Origin of the sequence: Micromonospora sp. NPDC049171 (genome assembly GCF_040648275.1) — a bacterium.
In the GTDB taxonomy this organism is placed as follows: domain Bacteria; phylum Actinomycetota; class Actinomycetes; order Mycobacteriales; family Micromonosporaceae; genus Micromonospora.
In genome coordinates this window covers 40,239-54,054 of the sequence record NZ_JBEZDJ010000019.1, presented here as the reverse complement: position 1 = coordinate 54,054, position 13,816 = coordinate 40,239, and the positions used below count along the sequence as shown (strand labels likewise).

Below are 13,816 nucleotides of genomic sequence, written 5' to 3'. Positions count from 1 at the left end.
AACGGGGGTCAACGGCAGCACGGCGGCACACCCTGCGGCGCTTCCTAGGAGGCTAGTGTAGGTCTGGTGCGGCCAGCGGGTCGGTGAGCGACCAGCCGGCGGCCAACAGGTCGTCGCAGGCGCGCACCGCGTGGGCCAGCCGCTCGGTGTGCGTACCGGTCAACTCCACCACCGGCACCCCGCACCCGGTCAGCTCACTCCGAAACCGCTCGGTCATCCAGGCCCGCAGGTGCTCGCCGTCGCGAAGGCCGTCGTCGGTGAAGGGCACGTCCCGGTGATCCGTCAACAGGTACAGGGCCGGCCGGCGGGCCGCCGCCCGTACCTCCGGCGACGTGCTGCCCAGATAACGCTCCTCCCACACCGCCGTGGCCCGCGCGTCGGTGTCGCAGACGAGCAGCGGTCCGCTCGTCCGGGCCGCCGCGTCCTCGGCCGACTGCTGCTCGCGCACCACCGTGCGGAAGTCGCTCCGGTCCCACGTGACGTCGAAGACGCTCGCCTCCGCGACGCGCTCGCGCAACCGGGCCAGCTTGCGGGCGGTCAACTCCCGGCCGTACTCCGGCACCCAGGTCGTGCCGTAGTGCGCCGCGAGCGCCGCGGCCATCGTGGTGGTGCCTGTCGACTCCGCGCCGACCACCACCACCCGCCGGACGAACCAGGCGCGCACCGGCGGGCTCAACCACCGCCAGTGACCGACCGGATCCGCGCGGACGGCCGTGCCGGACACCGGCACGGCCCGCCGGTCCGGATCCACCGACACGGGCACAGCGTCGAAGCGGCGAGCCAACTCCGCGCCGTACGCCTCGGACGAGACGACCACGTCCACCTTCCGCGGACCGACCGCGTCGCGGAACACCGCGCAGTGCGCGTCCCAGACGGTCGGGTCGTCGTAGTCGACCGGGTGGTCGTCGTAGCGGCCGACGAAGCGGACCCACGGGGTGTCCGCGTGCACCTCACGCAACCAGTCGAGCCGCAGCGTGAGCGGGATCGACTCCCGACGCGACGGTGCCACGACGACGGTGACCTCGGCACAGCGGGCCGCGGCGGCCGCGATCAACGCGTGGTGCCCGGCGTGCGGTGGGTAGAACTTGCCCACCACCAATCCGTGCCCGAACTCCGGGGCGCGCACCGGCCGGACGGCTGTCGGGGCAGGGCGCGGTGTCGGCACGCGACGGGGTGGTGTCGGGGTGCCATCCGCCGCTGGCGGACGAACCGGGGCCGGCGGGTCGGCGCTCACGGGGTGACCGGCGCCGGGCCGGGCGAGATCGTGGTCGGCCGGTCGACCCGACGCAGGTCCGCCCGCCAGGCACGCAGCCCGAGCACGCACAGGGCGAGGAAGACCAGGTAGAGGACGGCGGTCAGGTGCAGCCCCTTGTACGCGTACAACGGGATGTAGATCAGGTCGGCGGCGATCCAGAGCCACCAGCTCTCCACCCGCTTGCGGGTCTGCCCGTACGTGGCCAGCAGGGACAGCGCCGTGGTCAACGCGTCCGGCAGCGGCACCGTCGAGTCGGTGGCCCGGTCCAGCAGCACCCACAGCCCGCCGGTGAGCAGCACCCCGACGACCGCCAGCGTGAGCCACTCCCGCCGCCCGGTCCGGCTCACCGTGAGTCGGCTCCGCCGCTCGCCACCGAACATCCACTGCCACCAGCCGTAGCAGCCGAGCGCGACGTAGACGACCTGGAGCCCCGCGTCGGCGTACAGCCCCGCGATCCAGAACACCAGCATGAGCAGCAGCACGTTGGCGATGCCGATCGGCCAGTTCGCGATCTTCTGCCGGGCCACCAACCACACGTTGAGCACACCTGTCGCGAACCCCAGCAGTTCCGCCCAGGTCGTGGCCGTGCCGGCCACCGAGAACGCGGTGCCGGTGAGCCAGTCAATGATCACGCTGCCACCATAGGGTCCGTGTCGACACCCGGAACAGACCCCGCGACGCCGCCGGTTCCGCCCGCCGTGGGAAACTTCCCGACATGGTGCTTGAGGTCGCGCTGATCGACGTACTGCCCGGACACGAGGACGCGTTCGCCGCCGCGTACGCCGAGGGTCACCCCGTGCTCGCCGGGGCAACCGGCTGCCGGTCCGTGCGGATGACCCGGGGAATCGAGTCGCCGACGCGCTTCGTGCTGCTCGTCGAATGGGACTCGGTCGAGGCGCACGAGGAGAACTTCCGGGCCACCGAGCGGTTCGACAGGTGGCGGGCGTTGATCGGGCCACACTTCGCCGGGCCGCCCGTGGTCGAGCACTTCCTCGACGTACCGGCCTGACGAGACGCACCCGCCTGTTGCGACGTACCGGCCTGATCTAGACGTACCGGCCTGATTCGACGCACCAGCCCGCGCGACACTGTCGTACCCGGCGATTACCGTGCCTGCGCACGCGCCGGCCGCCGGTCCCGACGGGCTCGGGGGCGCCGGGCCCGGTGGCCGCGCGGCGTGCCCTACTCCCCGGCGCGCCGGGCCAGCGCGGTGACCGTCTCCTCCGGCGACAGCGCGGCCTCCAGCAACGCCTCGGTCATCCGCTCGTAGCGGCCGACGTCGAGCACGGTGGCCAACCGGACGTCGGTGGTCAACGCCTCGATCATCACCGTCCGCGGGTCCGCCGGGTCGGGAAAGGCATAGCAGGAGTACGGCGTGAGCGGGTGCAGCCCGCCACCGGCCGCCCCACGGGGCAGCAGCCGCACCGTGACATGGGACAACCCGGTCACGGTGACCAGGTGCCGCAGCTGCTCACGCCAGACCGCCACCGGCAGGTCACCCGGATCGCAGACGGCCGCGGCGAGCACCGCCGTGTAACGCGGCGGATAGGCCCGCCGCAACACCTCCTGCCGCAGGGCGCGGGCGCGCACCTCGGCCTCCACGTCGATCTCCGGCGTGAGCTGGGCGCCGGCCTCCACCAACACCCGGGTGTACGCGGGTGTCTGGAGCAGCCCCGGCACGACAGTCGGCTGGTACTCGACGATGTCGGCCGCGCCCGCCTCCAACTCGGCGTAGGTGCGCTGCCGTTCGCTCATCTCGCCAAGCGTCTTCCACCAGCCTCGGCTGGTCGCCGCGTCCCGGGCGATCACGATCAGCGCGTCCCGGGTTGGAGTGGGCACCTTGTAGATGTCCAGCAGGTCGAGCACGTCGGCGAGGTCCGGGCGGCTCTGGCCCAGCTCGATGCGGGACAACTTCGACGTCGAGGCCCAACCCAGCCGGTCGCAGACCTGCTCCAGGGTCAGCGCCTCGCGCCGACGCAGCTGGCGCAGCTCTGCGCCCAGACGTGCACGTCGAATGACAGGACTCGTTGGCAGCGGCATCCCGGCCTCCCCATCGAGGGAGCGTACGCAGGACGATCACCCAGTGCAATAGCTCGCTCGCTCACCGCAATCAGGTCATTCGGCGCGGCCGGCCCGCCGGACCGTCTCAGGGTCGGTAGGTGCCGAACGCCCAGACCGTGCCCGCCAGGTCCCGGGCGGCGTAGTCGCGGGACCCGTAGTCGGTGTCGAACGGTTCTCTGGTGATCTCGGCCCCGGCCGCGCGGGCCTGGGCGCAGTGGGCGTCGACGTCCGGTACGGCCACGTACACCGACCAGTCGTCGTCGGCCGGCCTGGACGTCGCGTCGGCCCGACCGCCCAGCATGATCATGCCGCCGTCGAGGACGAGTTCGGCGTGCGCGACAGTACCGTCAGGTGCCTCGTGCACGGCGTGCACCTGGAAACCGAACGCGGAGCAGAGCCAGTCGATGGCGGCGCGGGGATCGGGGTAACGGAAGACGGGATAGATGGTTCGCATGACCCAATTCTGCGGCCGGCGGCTCCGCTCCGGATTGGACGAATGTGACCTCCGCGGGTCGCCGCCCGCCTGGGCGCCTAGCCGGCCGGTGTCGACCGGGCGGCGAGCAGCGCGGCCGGAGTCGCCCCCACGAACTGGTGAAAGTCCCGGATCAGGTGGGACTGGTCGTAGTAGCCACAGCACGCCGCGACCGCGGCCCAGTCGACGACCCGCCCCGCACCGGACGGGCCCAGACTGCCGGACGAGCCCAGGCCAGGCGGGCCCAGGCCAGACGAGGGCTGGCCAGTCGGTCCCACATCGGGCGAGGGCTGGCCGGCGGCGGTTGGCGGCCTGGCATCCGGCCCGACCAGGGCGTTTGGCCCCACGTTGGTCAGCGCCGTGCACGCCTGCTGGAAGCGCAGAAGCCGGGCGACCATCTTGGGTGGCAGCCCGATCTCCTGGCGGAACCGGGCCGCGAGGTGCCGCCGGCTCCAGCCCAACTCGTCGGCGAGCACGCCGACGCCCTCCCGCCCGCCGCTGGCGACCAGCCACCGCCACGCCCAGTCGAGCCGGGCGTCGACGGGTGGCGACGCCGCCAGCCGGCCGGCGAGCGCACTGTCGAGAAGGGCGAACCGCTGCGGCCAACCGGGCGCCTCGGCGAGCCGGCCGCGCAGCCGATCCAGCCACCGGCCCGGCAGTTGCCCGACGCCGACGGCCCGGTTGGTGAGCTCGTTCAGCGGCAGGCCGAGGAGCCGACGGGCGGTCAGTGGGGTGAGCAGCAGCTCGACGCCCTCCCCCACACCCGTCGTACGTGTGGTGCACCAGCCGTCGAAGGTGCCGGCCACGAAGGAGTCGACACCGCTGGCCCCGCGCTCCGCGCTGCGCGGGTCGGTCACGTCCAGCGGAGCGCCCCAGCCCAGGATCAGCACCACGAAGACGCCTGCCGACTCGCGGCGGACCAGCGGCAGGTCCGCCCGTTCCCGGTAGCCGACGTACCGGTCGACGAACGGACGCAGGCTGACCTCGGGCAGCCCGAGGACCATCTCCCCCACCGGTGCCACCGTCGTCACCCGCGCCCGCCCTCCGTACGCCGACGGCGACCCAGCGGCTCGCTGGTCACGCCCGGCGGCTGGTCGTCACTTCACGCCGGCGGCGTCCATGCCGCGCAGTTCCTTCTTCAGGTCGGAGACCTCGTCGCGGATCCGGGCCGCCAGCTCGAACTGCAACTCGCGGGCCGCGGCCAGCATCTGGTCGTTGAGCTCCTGGATGAGCTGGGCGAGGTCGGCGCGGGCCATCCCCTCCCGCGAGGTGGTGGTGGCGGCGCCCCGGCTTCGGCTGCGGGTCTCCTTGACCGGTGCCTTGCCTCGGGAGAGCTGGCGCACCGCGCCGCCGACCCGGGAGTTTTCGGTGTCCTCCGCCTCGCGGTAGATGTCGTCCAGGATGTCGTGGATCTTCTTACGCAACGGCTCCGGGCTGATCCCGTGCGCCTCGTTGTGCGCGATCTGCTTGGCCCGACGCCGATCGGTCTCGTCGATCGCCGCCGCCATCGACGGAGTGATCTTGTCGGCGTACATGTGCACCTGACCGGAGACGTTACGGGCGGCCCGCCCGATGGTCTGGATCAGCGACCGGCCACTGCGCAGGAAGCCCTCCTTGTCGGCGTCGAGGATCGCGACCAGCGACACCTCGGGCAGGTCCAGACCTTCGCGGAGCAGGTTGATGCCGACCAACACGTCGTAGTCGCCCTTGCGCAGCTCGCGCAGGAGCTCCACCCGGCGCAACGTGTCGACCTCCGAGTGCAGGTAACGCACCCGGATGCCGTTTTCCAGGAGGTAGTCGGACAGGTCCTCGGCCATCTTCTTGGTCAGCGTGGTGACCAACACCCGCTCGTCCCGGTCGGTCCGCAGCTTGATCTCGTGCATCAGGTCGTCGATCTGACCCTTGGTCGGCTTGATCACGACCTGCGGGTCGACCAGGCCGGTGGGCCGGATGACCTGCTCGACGAACTCGCCCTGCGCCTGCTCCATCTCCCACGTGCCGGGGGTGGCGGACAGGTAGACCATCTGGCCGACCCGTTCCAGGAACTCGTCGAAGCGCAGCGGCCGGTTGTCGGCCGCGCTGGGCAGCCGGAAACCGTGGTCGATGAGCATCCGCTTGCGGGACGCGTCACCCTCGTACATGCCGCCGATCTGCGGGATGGTCACGTGCGACTCGTCGACCACGGTGAGGAAGTCGTCGGGGAAGTAGTCGAGCAGGGCGTGCGGCGGGCTGCCGGGCAGCCGCCCGTCCATGTGCATCGAGTAGTTCTCGATGCCGGAGCAGAAGCCCACCTGCCGCATCATCTCGATGTCGTAGGTGGTGCGCATGCGCAGCCGCTGCGCCTCCAGCAGCTTGCCCTGCCGCTCCAGCTCGGCGAGGCGCTCGGCCAGCTCCACCTCGATGTCGCGGATCGCCCGCTCCATCCGCTCCGGACCGGCCGCGTAGTGCGTCGCCGGGAAGATCACCAACTGGTCGACCTCGCGGACCACGTCACCGGTCAACGGGTTGAGGTAGTAGAGCTTCTCCACCTCGTCGCCGAACAGCTCGATCCGGACCGCCAACTCCTCGTACGCCGGAATGATCTCCAGCGTGTCGCCGCGGACCCGGAACGTGCCGCGCTGGAAGGCCATGTCGTTGCGGGTGTACTGGATGTCGACAAGCCGGCGCAGCAACTGGTCGCGGTCGAGCTCATGCCCGACCTGCACCTTCACCGCCCGGTTGAGGTATTCCTCCGGGGTGCCCAGGCCGTAGATCGCCGAGACGGTCGCCACCACGATCACGTCGCGGCGGGTGAGCAGCGACATCGTCGCCGAGTGCCGCAGCCGCTCCACCTCCTCGTTGATCGAGGAGTCCTTCTCGATGTAGGTGTCGGTCTGCGGAATGTACGCCTCGGGCTGGTAGTAGTCGTAGTACGAGACGAAGTATTCGACCGCGTTGTGCGGCAGCAGCTCGCTGAACTCCTTGGCCAGCTGGGCGCAGAGTGTCTTGTTCGGGGCGAGCACCAGGGTCGGGCGCTGCAACCGCTCGATCAGCCACGCCGTGGTGGCGCTCTTGCCGGTGCCGGTCGCGCCGAGCAGCACCGTGTTGCGGTCGCCACGCCGAACCCGGCGCGCAAGATCGTCGATGGCTGCCGGTTGGTCGCCGGCCGGCTGGAAGTCACTGACGACCTGGAAGCGGCTGTCCAGCCGGGGAATGTCGAGCGCCATGCCATCAACGGTACGCCGGAGGTCCGACAGGAAAGGCCGTCACGCCAGGTACGTGATCGGCTTCAATATTCCCATTGTGTGGCCGATGTCACCCGGACTACCCTCTCCATGTAGGCCGCTCGCGGCGGCCGACCGGGCCGGTGGCCAGGCCAACATCACGGCCGGCCACCCCCGGCACTGCGGTCGCAGCACCCGGCTCGTCCGGCGTGCGCACCCGTGTGGTCGCGCTCGAGGCGCAGACCGGCCGCCGCGAGCGCCCCTGCTCGTCACCCCGGCGCCTCCCGCCCGTTTCACCTCCCGTGGACACCTCTGCGACCCCGCCGCCCGACACCACCACCCCCACGGGCACGCCCCCGCCGGCCAGCACCCACCGGCGGAGCGCTTCCGCGGCGGGTAAGCCCGGCACCCCGGCCGCCGGACGGCGCCGCGCCGGCCGGCACCGCACCGGCTCGGCCGACGCCAACGCGGCCAACCGGCCCACCGGGAGCCGGAGCGGGTCCACCGCCAGCCGGACCGACACCGAACGGCCCACCGAGACCAGACAGCCGAAAGACACCGGTCGGCCCAAAGGCACCGGAGGTCCCAAGGACACCGGCGGACCAACCCACACCGGACAAACCAGCGACACCGACCAGCCCACCACCACCGCCGCCGGACCGACCGGCAACGACCGGCCCGCCACCGACCCACCTGCCGCCACATCCCAGCCCACCACCGGCCGATCCGCCGCGCCCCAGCGCGGCGCCACCAAACCCACCACCCGAGCCACCACCCGGTCCGCCGACTCCAAGCCCACCACCCGGTCCGCCGCCACCAAGGCCACCACCGGCCAAGCCGCCACCAAGCCCACCACCGGCCAAGCCGCCACCAAGGCCACCAAGGCCACCACCACCAAACCCACCACCACCCGGTCCGCCGCTACCGAGCCCACCACCGCCCAGCCCGCCGGCACCCGCCGGACGGCCACCGGCCGGGGCGCCGGCAGGACCCCGGCGACCAGCCGCGCCGACGACACCGCCGACACCGCCGGTCCGGTCTCGGCCAGCCGCCGCAGACGTACCGTGCTGTTCGTGCTCGGTCTGACCGCTGTGGCGTCCGCGACGGCGTTGGTGTTCGGGCTGTTGAGCTGGGCGCCGGACCCGCCCGAGCCCGCCCGGCCACTGACTTCCGCGGAGGGTGAGCGGCTGGCCGCCGTGCGGGTCACCAACCTGCGGGACCTGCGCGCCGGGGTCCGCGTCACCGCCGGCGTCGACGCGGCGCGGATCGAGCTGGTCGGCTGGGTGGACTGGTCGCGGTCGCTGCTCTACCTCGACGTGGGCGGGCCCGGCGCGGGTGCTGAGCGCGGGCTGGTGCAGCGGGCCGGCCCGGTGCTGGTGATCCGGCCCGACGCGGCGGCGGTGCCCACCCCCGCCGCACCTCCGCTGGTGCCTCCGGCAGACCGTTGGCGGCTGCACCGCCTGCCGTCCGGGGCGAGCCTGGCAGCGGTGCTCGACCTGCTCCTCGGCCTGGCCGCCGACCGCCCGGACGCGACCCCGACGGTGCCGGGCGACGCCACGCGCTGGATCGCCCGGGACACCGTGGCGGGCGGCCCGGTGGACGTCCTCCAGGCACCGCTGCTCGCCCGGACACCACCCGCGGGCAGCACCGCGGCACCCACGCCGCAGGTCGAGCCGACGGACGCCGGGCCGGACGGGCAGACCCGGTACTGGCTCGACCAGGACGCTCGACTGCACAAGCTCGTCACCCGGCTGCCCGGTGTCGGGCCGGTCACGGTGACCCTGCACCGGGCGGACCGTCCGACACTCCGGCCGGTGGACGCCCTCGGTGGCCGGCCCGGTCTGCCCCGCGCACTGACCGACGCCGAGCAGCGTCGACTGGATCGGCTGCCGGCCCGGCTACGCGCCCAGGGCGGCGCGGCGGTCACGCTGACCGCGCCGACGGGTACGGACACCAACCTGCGGGGCGCCGGCTGGTTGAGCTGGACCGCGCGTACCGCGTACCTCACGGTTGCCGACCTGGCCGTTCCGGATCGGCGGACCCTGCTGCGCCGCGACATAGCTGGTCAGGCCCGGGCGGACCTGCCGGCCGCTGCCGCTGGCGGCGGCACGGCGGAGGCGCCGGGCCGGCCACCCCTGCCGCCCCCGGCCGGAGCGTGGCGGGTCTCCCGATCCGTCGGGGACGACGTGAGCCTGCTCGTCGACGCCGCGGTGGCGGCCGGGTCGGTCGGGCCACGCGGCGCGGCCGTGCGGGTACGCGAGGACGTCACCGCCGGACGGACCGTGGACGTCGTCGAGGTGGGCCCGGCGGCCGCACGGCTGCGCTACTGGATCGACCGCGACGGGTCGCTGCGGCGGCTGGAGCTGCGCACCCACGGCAACGCGTGGGCCCAACTGGATCTCCACCGCGCCGTGGTGCCGCGACTGGCCCCGGTGCCCCGACCGGCTGCCAAGCCTCGCCCCCCGGCCCCTCGACCCCGCTGACCCCTGTCCCTCAGGGCCGCCAGCCGGTCTGCGTGGCCCACTGCTCGGCCCGCAGGTACTCCTCGTCGAACCACGGGTCCCGGGCCGTGCCGGAGTTGCCGGCGGCCGGAGCCGCATCGACCAGATCTCGCTTGAGCTGCAGGTACGCGGCTCGGTGATCCGGGTCGGCACGCAGGTGGTCGCGCATCAGCAACGCGTACCGCCAGCCCGGCGACCCCTCCAACCGCACGTGCAGGCGCAGCGGACGAGCCGGGTCGGCGCTGCCGTGCAGCCGCTTCTCCCACCGACCACGGCCGGCCGGGCGCGGATCGTCCCACCACTGCCCCGGCACCCGCGGGAACCCGGCGTTCGCCAGCCGGTCGGCCAGCGCCCCGTCGGCGTCGGCGAGGCTGGGCACGGCCACCTGCACGTCGATGACGTCCTGGGCGGTGAGGCCGGGCACCGCGGTCGAGCCGATGTGGTCGATGCGTAGGGCGTCCGAGGCCAGCGTGTGCCGGATCCGGGCGGCCAGCCGCGCGTACTGCTCGGGCCATGTCGCGTCGGACCCCACCGGGTCGCCGTCACCCGGCGGGACCACCCGCCGCTGACGCAGGTTGTCCTCGTAGGGCAGCAGCCGCTGCGACCAGAGCGCGTCGACGGCGTCGTGCAACGCCGCCAGGCTCCCGTCATTGCCGAGCACCACGTCGGCAGCCGCCCGGCGGCGCGCGTCGTCGGTCTGGGCGGCGATCCGCCGCTCGGCCTCCGCGCGACCCATTCCCCGGCGGCGCACCAGCCGTTCCAGTCGGGTCGTCACGGCCGTCTGCACCACGATCACCAGGTGGTACGTGGGCGCGAGACCCACCTCCACCAGCAGCGGTACGTCGTTGACGACTATCGCGTCGGGTGGTGCCGCGGCGGCCAACTCCGCGGTGCGGGCCCGAACCCGGGGGTGAGTGATCGACTCCAGCCGACGGCGGGCGGTCTCGTCGGCGAACACCACCGCGCCCAGCGCGGCACGGTCCAGGGCGCCATCGGCATCCAGCACCGTGTCGGAGAAGGCGGCAACGATCTCGGCCAGCCCAGCGCTCCCCGGGGCGACGACCTCGCGGGCCACCTGGTCGGCGTCGATGAGCACCGCGCCCCGCTCGACGAGCCGTGCCGCCACCGCGCTCTTGCCCGACCCGATCCCGCCGGTCAACCCCACTCTCAGCACCCGACCAGTCAACCGGATCACGAGCCCTGCCGCCAAACCCGCCACGATCGCGCGCCCCCGGCCCGCCGACCCACCGATCGGAGAGACCCGCCCCCGACCGACGCGATCTCCAGCGCCCGGCGCCCGGCGCCCGGCGCCCGGCGCCCGGCAAGATCGTGCTCGATCCAGGTTGTCGTGGTGTCCTGGTCGTCCGAGGCCCCTATATCCAAGGTCGAGCACGATCTTGCGAGTCCGGCGGTCGCGAGGGGGGTACGGCGAAGGCCCCGCCCCCCACGATCCGGAGATCGCGGGGGCGGGGCCCGTCGTCGTTCAGTCGTTCAGCGGGTCACTTGCCGCCGGCGAGCTTCTCCCGCAGAGCGGCGAGCGCCTCGTCGGTGGCCAGCGTGCCAGCCGGCTCCTCGGCCTGCCGGCTCGGGGCCGGGCTGGACGAAGAGGTGGTGCCGCCGCCACCGGTGCCGCCAGCGGCCGGGACGACCGGAGTCGGGTTGGCGGCAGCCTCGGCGTCGGCAGCCCGAGAGGTCTGCACCTGCTTGGTGTGGGCCTCCCAACGCTGACGAGCCTCCGCGTACTGGTTCTCCCAGGTCTCGCGCTGCTTGTCGTACCCCTCGAGCCACTCGCCCGTCTCCGGGTCGAAGCCCTCCGGGTAGATGTAGTTGCCCTCGGTGTCGTACGTCGCGGCCATGCCGTAGAGGGTCGGGTCGAAGTGCTCCTCGCCCTCGACGAAGCCCTCGTTGGCCTGCTTGAGCGACAGCGAGATCCGGCGGCGCTCCAGGTCGATGTCGATGACCTTGACCATGACCTCGGAGCCGACCTGGACGACCTGCTCCGGGATCTCCACGTGGCGCTCGGCCAGCTCGGAGATGTGGACCAGGCCCTCGATGCCGTCGTCCACGCGGACGAACGCACCGAACGGCACCAGCTTGGTGACCTTACCCGGCACGATCTGCTGGATCGCGTGGGTGCGGGCGAACTGCCGCCACGGGTCCTCCTGGGTCGCCTTCAGCGACAGCGAGACCCGCTCGCGGTCCAGGTCGACGTCCAGGACCTCGACCTCGACCTCCTGGCCCACCTCGACGACCTCGGACGGGTGGTCGATGTGCTTCCAGGACAGCTCGGAGACGTGCACCAGACCGTCGACGCCGCCGAGGTCCACGAACGCGCCGAAGTTGACGATCGAGGACACGACGCCCTTGCGGACCTGGCCCTTCTGCAGCTTGTTGAGGAACTCGGTGCGCACCTCGGACTGCGTCTGCTCCAGCCAGGCCCGGCGGGACAGAACCACGTTGTTGCGGTTCTTGTCCAGCTCGATGATCTTGGCCTCGAGCTCCCGCCCGACGTACGGCTGCAGGTCGCGCACACGACGCATCTCGACCAGGGACGCGGGCAGGAAGCCACGCAGCCCGATGTCGAGGATGAGGCCGCCCTTGACCACCTCGATGACCGAACCGCGGACGACGCCGTCCTCGTCCTTGATCTTCTCGATCGTGCCCCAGGCCCGCTCGTACTGTGCCCGCTTCTTGGAGAGGATCAGACGACCCTCCTTGTCCTCCTTCTGGAGGACCAGGGCCTCGATGTGGTCGCCAACCGTCACAACCTCGGCGGGGTCCACGTCGTGCTTGATCGACAACTCACGAGAGGGGATGACGCCCTCGGTCTTGTAGCCGATGTCGAGCAGGACCTCGTCCCGATCGACCTTGACGACGGTGCCTTCGACAATGTCGCCGTCGTTGAAGTACTTGATGGTCTCGTCGATCGCGGCGAGGAATGCCTCCTCGGAACCGAGATCGTCGTGGGTGACCCGGGTGGCGCTCGAGGGGGCCTCGATGCTGCTCGTCATGTGGGCGGTTGCTCCGGTCGGTGGGTTGTCACAGCAGGCTGGTGTCGCAGTGACCTGTTCGCGCCAGCGGATCCGTCGCCGGGCACACCGAACGATCGCCTAGTGAGATCATGATGTGGCTCCGTCGACCGCGCACCTGCTCCCTGCCGAGGCAACGCGATCCGCGAGCGCATCGTCTAGCCTACCGTGCGCATTACCACAGCGTGCAAGCCCTCCCGGCTTCTCTGTGTGTGATGACCTGCGAAAGACGAACAATCGCCCGGAAAACACCACTGCTGTCTCGTGCGTCACAGCAGCCCCAATCGTCGCCCTCCGCCCCGCCTGATCGGCTCGGTTTCCTGGAAATCGGCGCGTCCCACCCGGCCGGACACCGTGACGTCACCGAAACCGAGTCGATCAGGCGGCGGCACACGCGAAGCCGCGCAGCTCGTGGACGCGCCGCCGCACCCAACCTGGCGGATGGGGCCTAGCGTGAGCGCGTGGATGACGACAGCCGGGTCACCCGGCGCCGGGTGGGTGACGCCGAGGCCCGGCGGGCCAACCGCGGCTGGTGGGACACCGACGCCGACGACTACCAGGCTGAGCACGGCGCGTTCCTCGGCGACGTGGACTTCGTCTGGTGCCCGGAGGGCCTGCGCGAGGCCGATGCCCGACTGCTCGGCGACCTGCCCGGTCGCCGGGTGCTGGAGGTCGGCTGCGGCGCGGCCTCCGCCGCCCGCTGGCTGGCCACCCAGGGTGCCCGGCCGGTCGCCTTCGACCTGTCCGCCGGCATGTTGCGGCACGCCGCCAAGGCCGCCGACCGCACCGGGGTACGCGTACCGCTGGTGCAGGCCGACGCGCTCGCCCTGCCGTTCGCCGACCGGTCGTTCGACCTCGCCTGCACCGCCTTCGGCGCGATTCCGTTCGTGGACGACTCGGCGGCGCTGCTCGCCGAGGTGCACCGGGTGCTGCGCCCCGGCGGGCGGTGGGTGTTCTCGGTGACCCACCCGATGCGGTGGATCTTCCTCGACGACCCCGGCGAGGGTGGGCTGACCGCCGTGCACTCGTACTTCGACCGCTCCCCCTACGTCGAGCAGGACGAGGCCGGCGTCGCCACGTACGTCGAGCAGCACCGCACCCTCGGCGACCGGATCCGGGAGCTGGTCGGTGCCGGCTTCCGGCTGCTGGACCTGGTGGAGCCGGAGTGGCCGCAGGGGCACGAGGGCATCTGGGGGCAGTGGAGCCCGTTGCGCGGCCGGCTCTTCCCCGGCACCGCCATCTTCGTCACCGAGAGGCCCACGGAGTGAGCGCGTCGCACCCGCAGTCCGCCCTGC

Annotated in this window: 11 protein-coding genes; 3 read left to right on the top strand and 8 right to left on the bottom strand. The window is 72.3% G+C overall.

Annotation, left to right across the window (positions count from 1 at the left end; genetic code table 11):
- Positions 1-52: 52 nt before the first annotated feature.
- Together AB0B14_RS23440 and pnuC are read right to left on the bottom strand one after the other, a co-directional pair.
- Positions 53-1,093, bottom strand: coding sequence for an AAA family ATPase (locus AB0B14_RS23440; RefSeq protein WP_357524163.1), 1,041 nt, complete (start codon positions 1,091-1,093; stop codon positions 53-55).
- 137 nt (positions 1,094-1,230) lie between these two features.
- Positions 1,231-1,887, bottom strand: a complete 657-nt coding sequence (pnuC, locus tag AB0B14_RS23435; protein WP_357524161.1) for a nicotinamide riboside transporter PnuC — start codon at positions 1,885-1,887, stop codon at positions 1,231-1,233.
- An 83-nt stretch (positions 1,888-1,970) separates the two neighbouring features.
- Between pnuC and AB0B14_RS23430 the strand changes: the two genes are divergently transcribed.
- Entirely contained in the window at positions 1,971-2,264 is a 294-nt protein-coding gene (locus AB0B14_RS23430; RefSeq protein ID WP_357069740.1) for an antibiotic biosynthesis monooxygenase family protein, read from the top strand.
- 173 nt (positions 2,265-2,437) lie between these two features.
- On the opposite strand, the gene AB0B14_RS23425 is transcribed toward AB0B14_RS23430, so the two are convergent.
- From AB0B14_RS23425 to uvrB, 4 genes are all read right to left on the bottom strand, one after another.
- On the bottom strand, positions 2,438-3,295 hold the full coding sequence (locus AB0B14_RS23425; protein ID WP_357524159.1) for a helix-turn-helix transcriptional regulator: 858 nt from the start codon (positions 3,293-3,295) through the stop codon (positions 2,438-2,440).
- 106 nt (positions 3,296-3,401) lie between these two features.
- Positions 3,402-3,770: a VOC family protein gene (locus AB0B14_RS23420; protein ID WP_357524157.1), complete on the bottom strand. Its 369-nt coding sequence runs from the start codon at positions 3,768-3,770 to the stop codon at positions 3,402-3,404.
- 77 nt (positions 3,771-3,847) lie between these two features.
- Complete coding sequence (locus tag AB0B14_RS23415) at positions 3,848-4,819, bottom strand: helix-turn-helix domain-containing protein (protein ID WP_357524155.1); 972 nt, start codon at positions 4,817-4,819, stop codon at positions 3,848-3,850.
- A gap of 66 nt (positions 4,820-4,885) precedes the next feature.
- A complete protein-coding gene (gene uvrB / locus AB0B14_RS23410) occupies positions 4,886-6,994 on the bottom strand; it encodes an excinuclease ABC subunit UvrB (RefSeq protein WP_357524153.1) in 2,109 nt (702 codons plus the stop codon).
- Positions 6,995-7,293: 299 nt separating this feature from the next.
- Here uvrB and AB0B14_RS23405 point away from each other — a divergent pair, with 299 nt between their 5' ends.
- Entirely contained in the window at positions 7,294-9,474 is a 2,181-nt protein-coding gene (locus tag AB0B14_RS23405; protein WP_357524151.1) for a hypothetical protein, read from the top strand.
- 10 nt (positions 9,475-9,484) lie between these two features.
- Here the strand turns inward: AB0B14_RS23405 and coaE are convergent, their stop codons facing one another.
- The gene (gene coaE / locus AB0B14_RS23400) at positions 9,485-10,666 is read right to left on the bottom strand and encodes a dephospho-CoA kinase (protein WP_357524149.1); all 1,182 of its coding nucleotides are present in this window, start codon (positions 10,664-10,666) and stop codon (positions 9,485-9,487) included.
- A gap of 325 nt (positions 10,667-10,991) precedes the next feature.
- On the bottom strand, positions 10,992-12,503 hold the full coding sequence (gene rpsA, locus AB0B14_RS23395; protein WP_357069728.1) for a 30S ribosomal protein S1: 1,512 nt from the start codon (positions 12,501-12,503) through the stop codon (positions 10,992-10,994).
- A gap of 479 nt (positions 12,504-12,982) precedes the next feature.
- Here rpsA and AB0B14_RS23390 point away from each other — a divergent pair, with 479 nt between their 5' ends.
- A complete protein-coding gene (locus tag AB0B14_RS23390) occupies positions 12,983-13,789 on the top strand; it encodes a class I SAM-dependent methyltransferase (RefSeq protein ID WP_357524146.1) in 807 nt (268 codons plus the stop codon).
- Positions 13,790-13,816: the final 27 nt, after the last annotated feature.

Coding starts and splice junctions, on each gene's coding strand:
- AB0B14_RS23430 (WP_357069740.1), top strand. CDS start 1,971: ATGGTGCTTGAGGTCGCGCTGATCGACGTACTGCCCGGACACGAGGAC.
- AB0B14_RS23425 (WP_357524159.1), bottom strand. CDS start 3,295: ATGCCGCTGCCAACGAGTCCTGTCATTCGACGTGCACGTCTGGGCGCA.
- AB0B14_RS23420 (WP_357524157.1), bottom strand. CDS start 3,770: ATGCGAACCATCTATCCCGTCTTCCGTTACCCCGATCCCCGCGCCGCC.
- uvrB (WP_357524153.1), bottom strand. CDS start 6,994: ATGGCGCTCGACATTCCCCGGCTGGACAGCCGCTTCCAGGTCGTCAGT.
- rpsA (WP_357069728.1), bottom strand. CDS start 12,503: ATGACGAGCAGCATCGAGGCCCCCTCGAGCGCCACCCGGGTCACCCAC.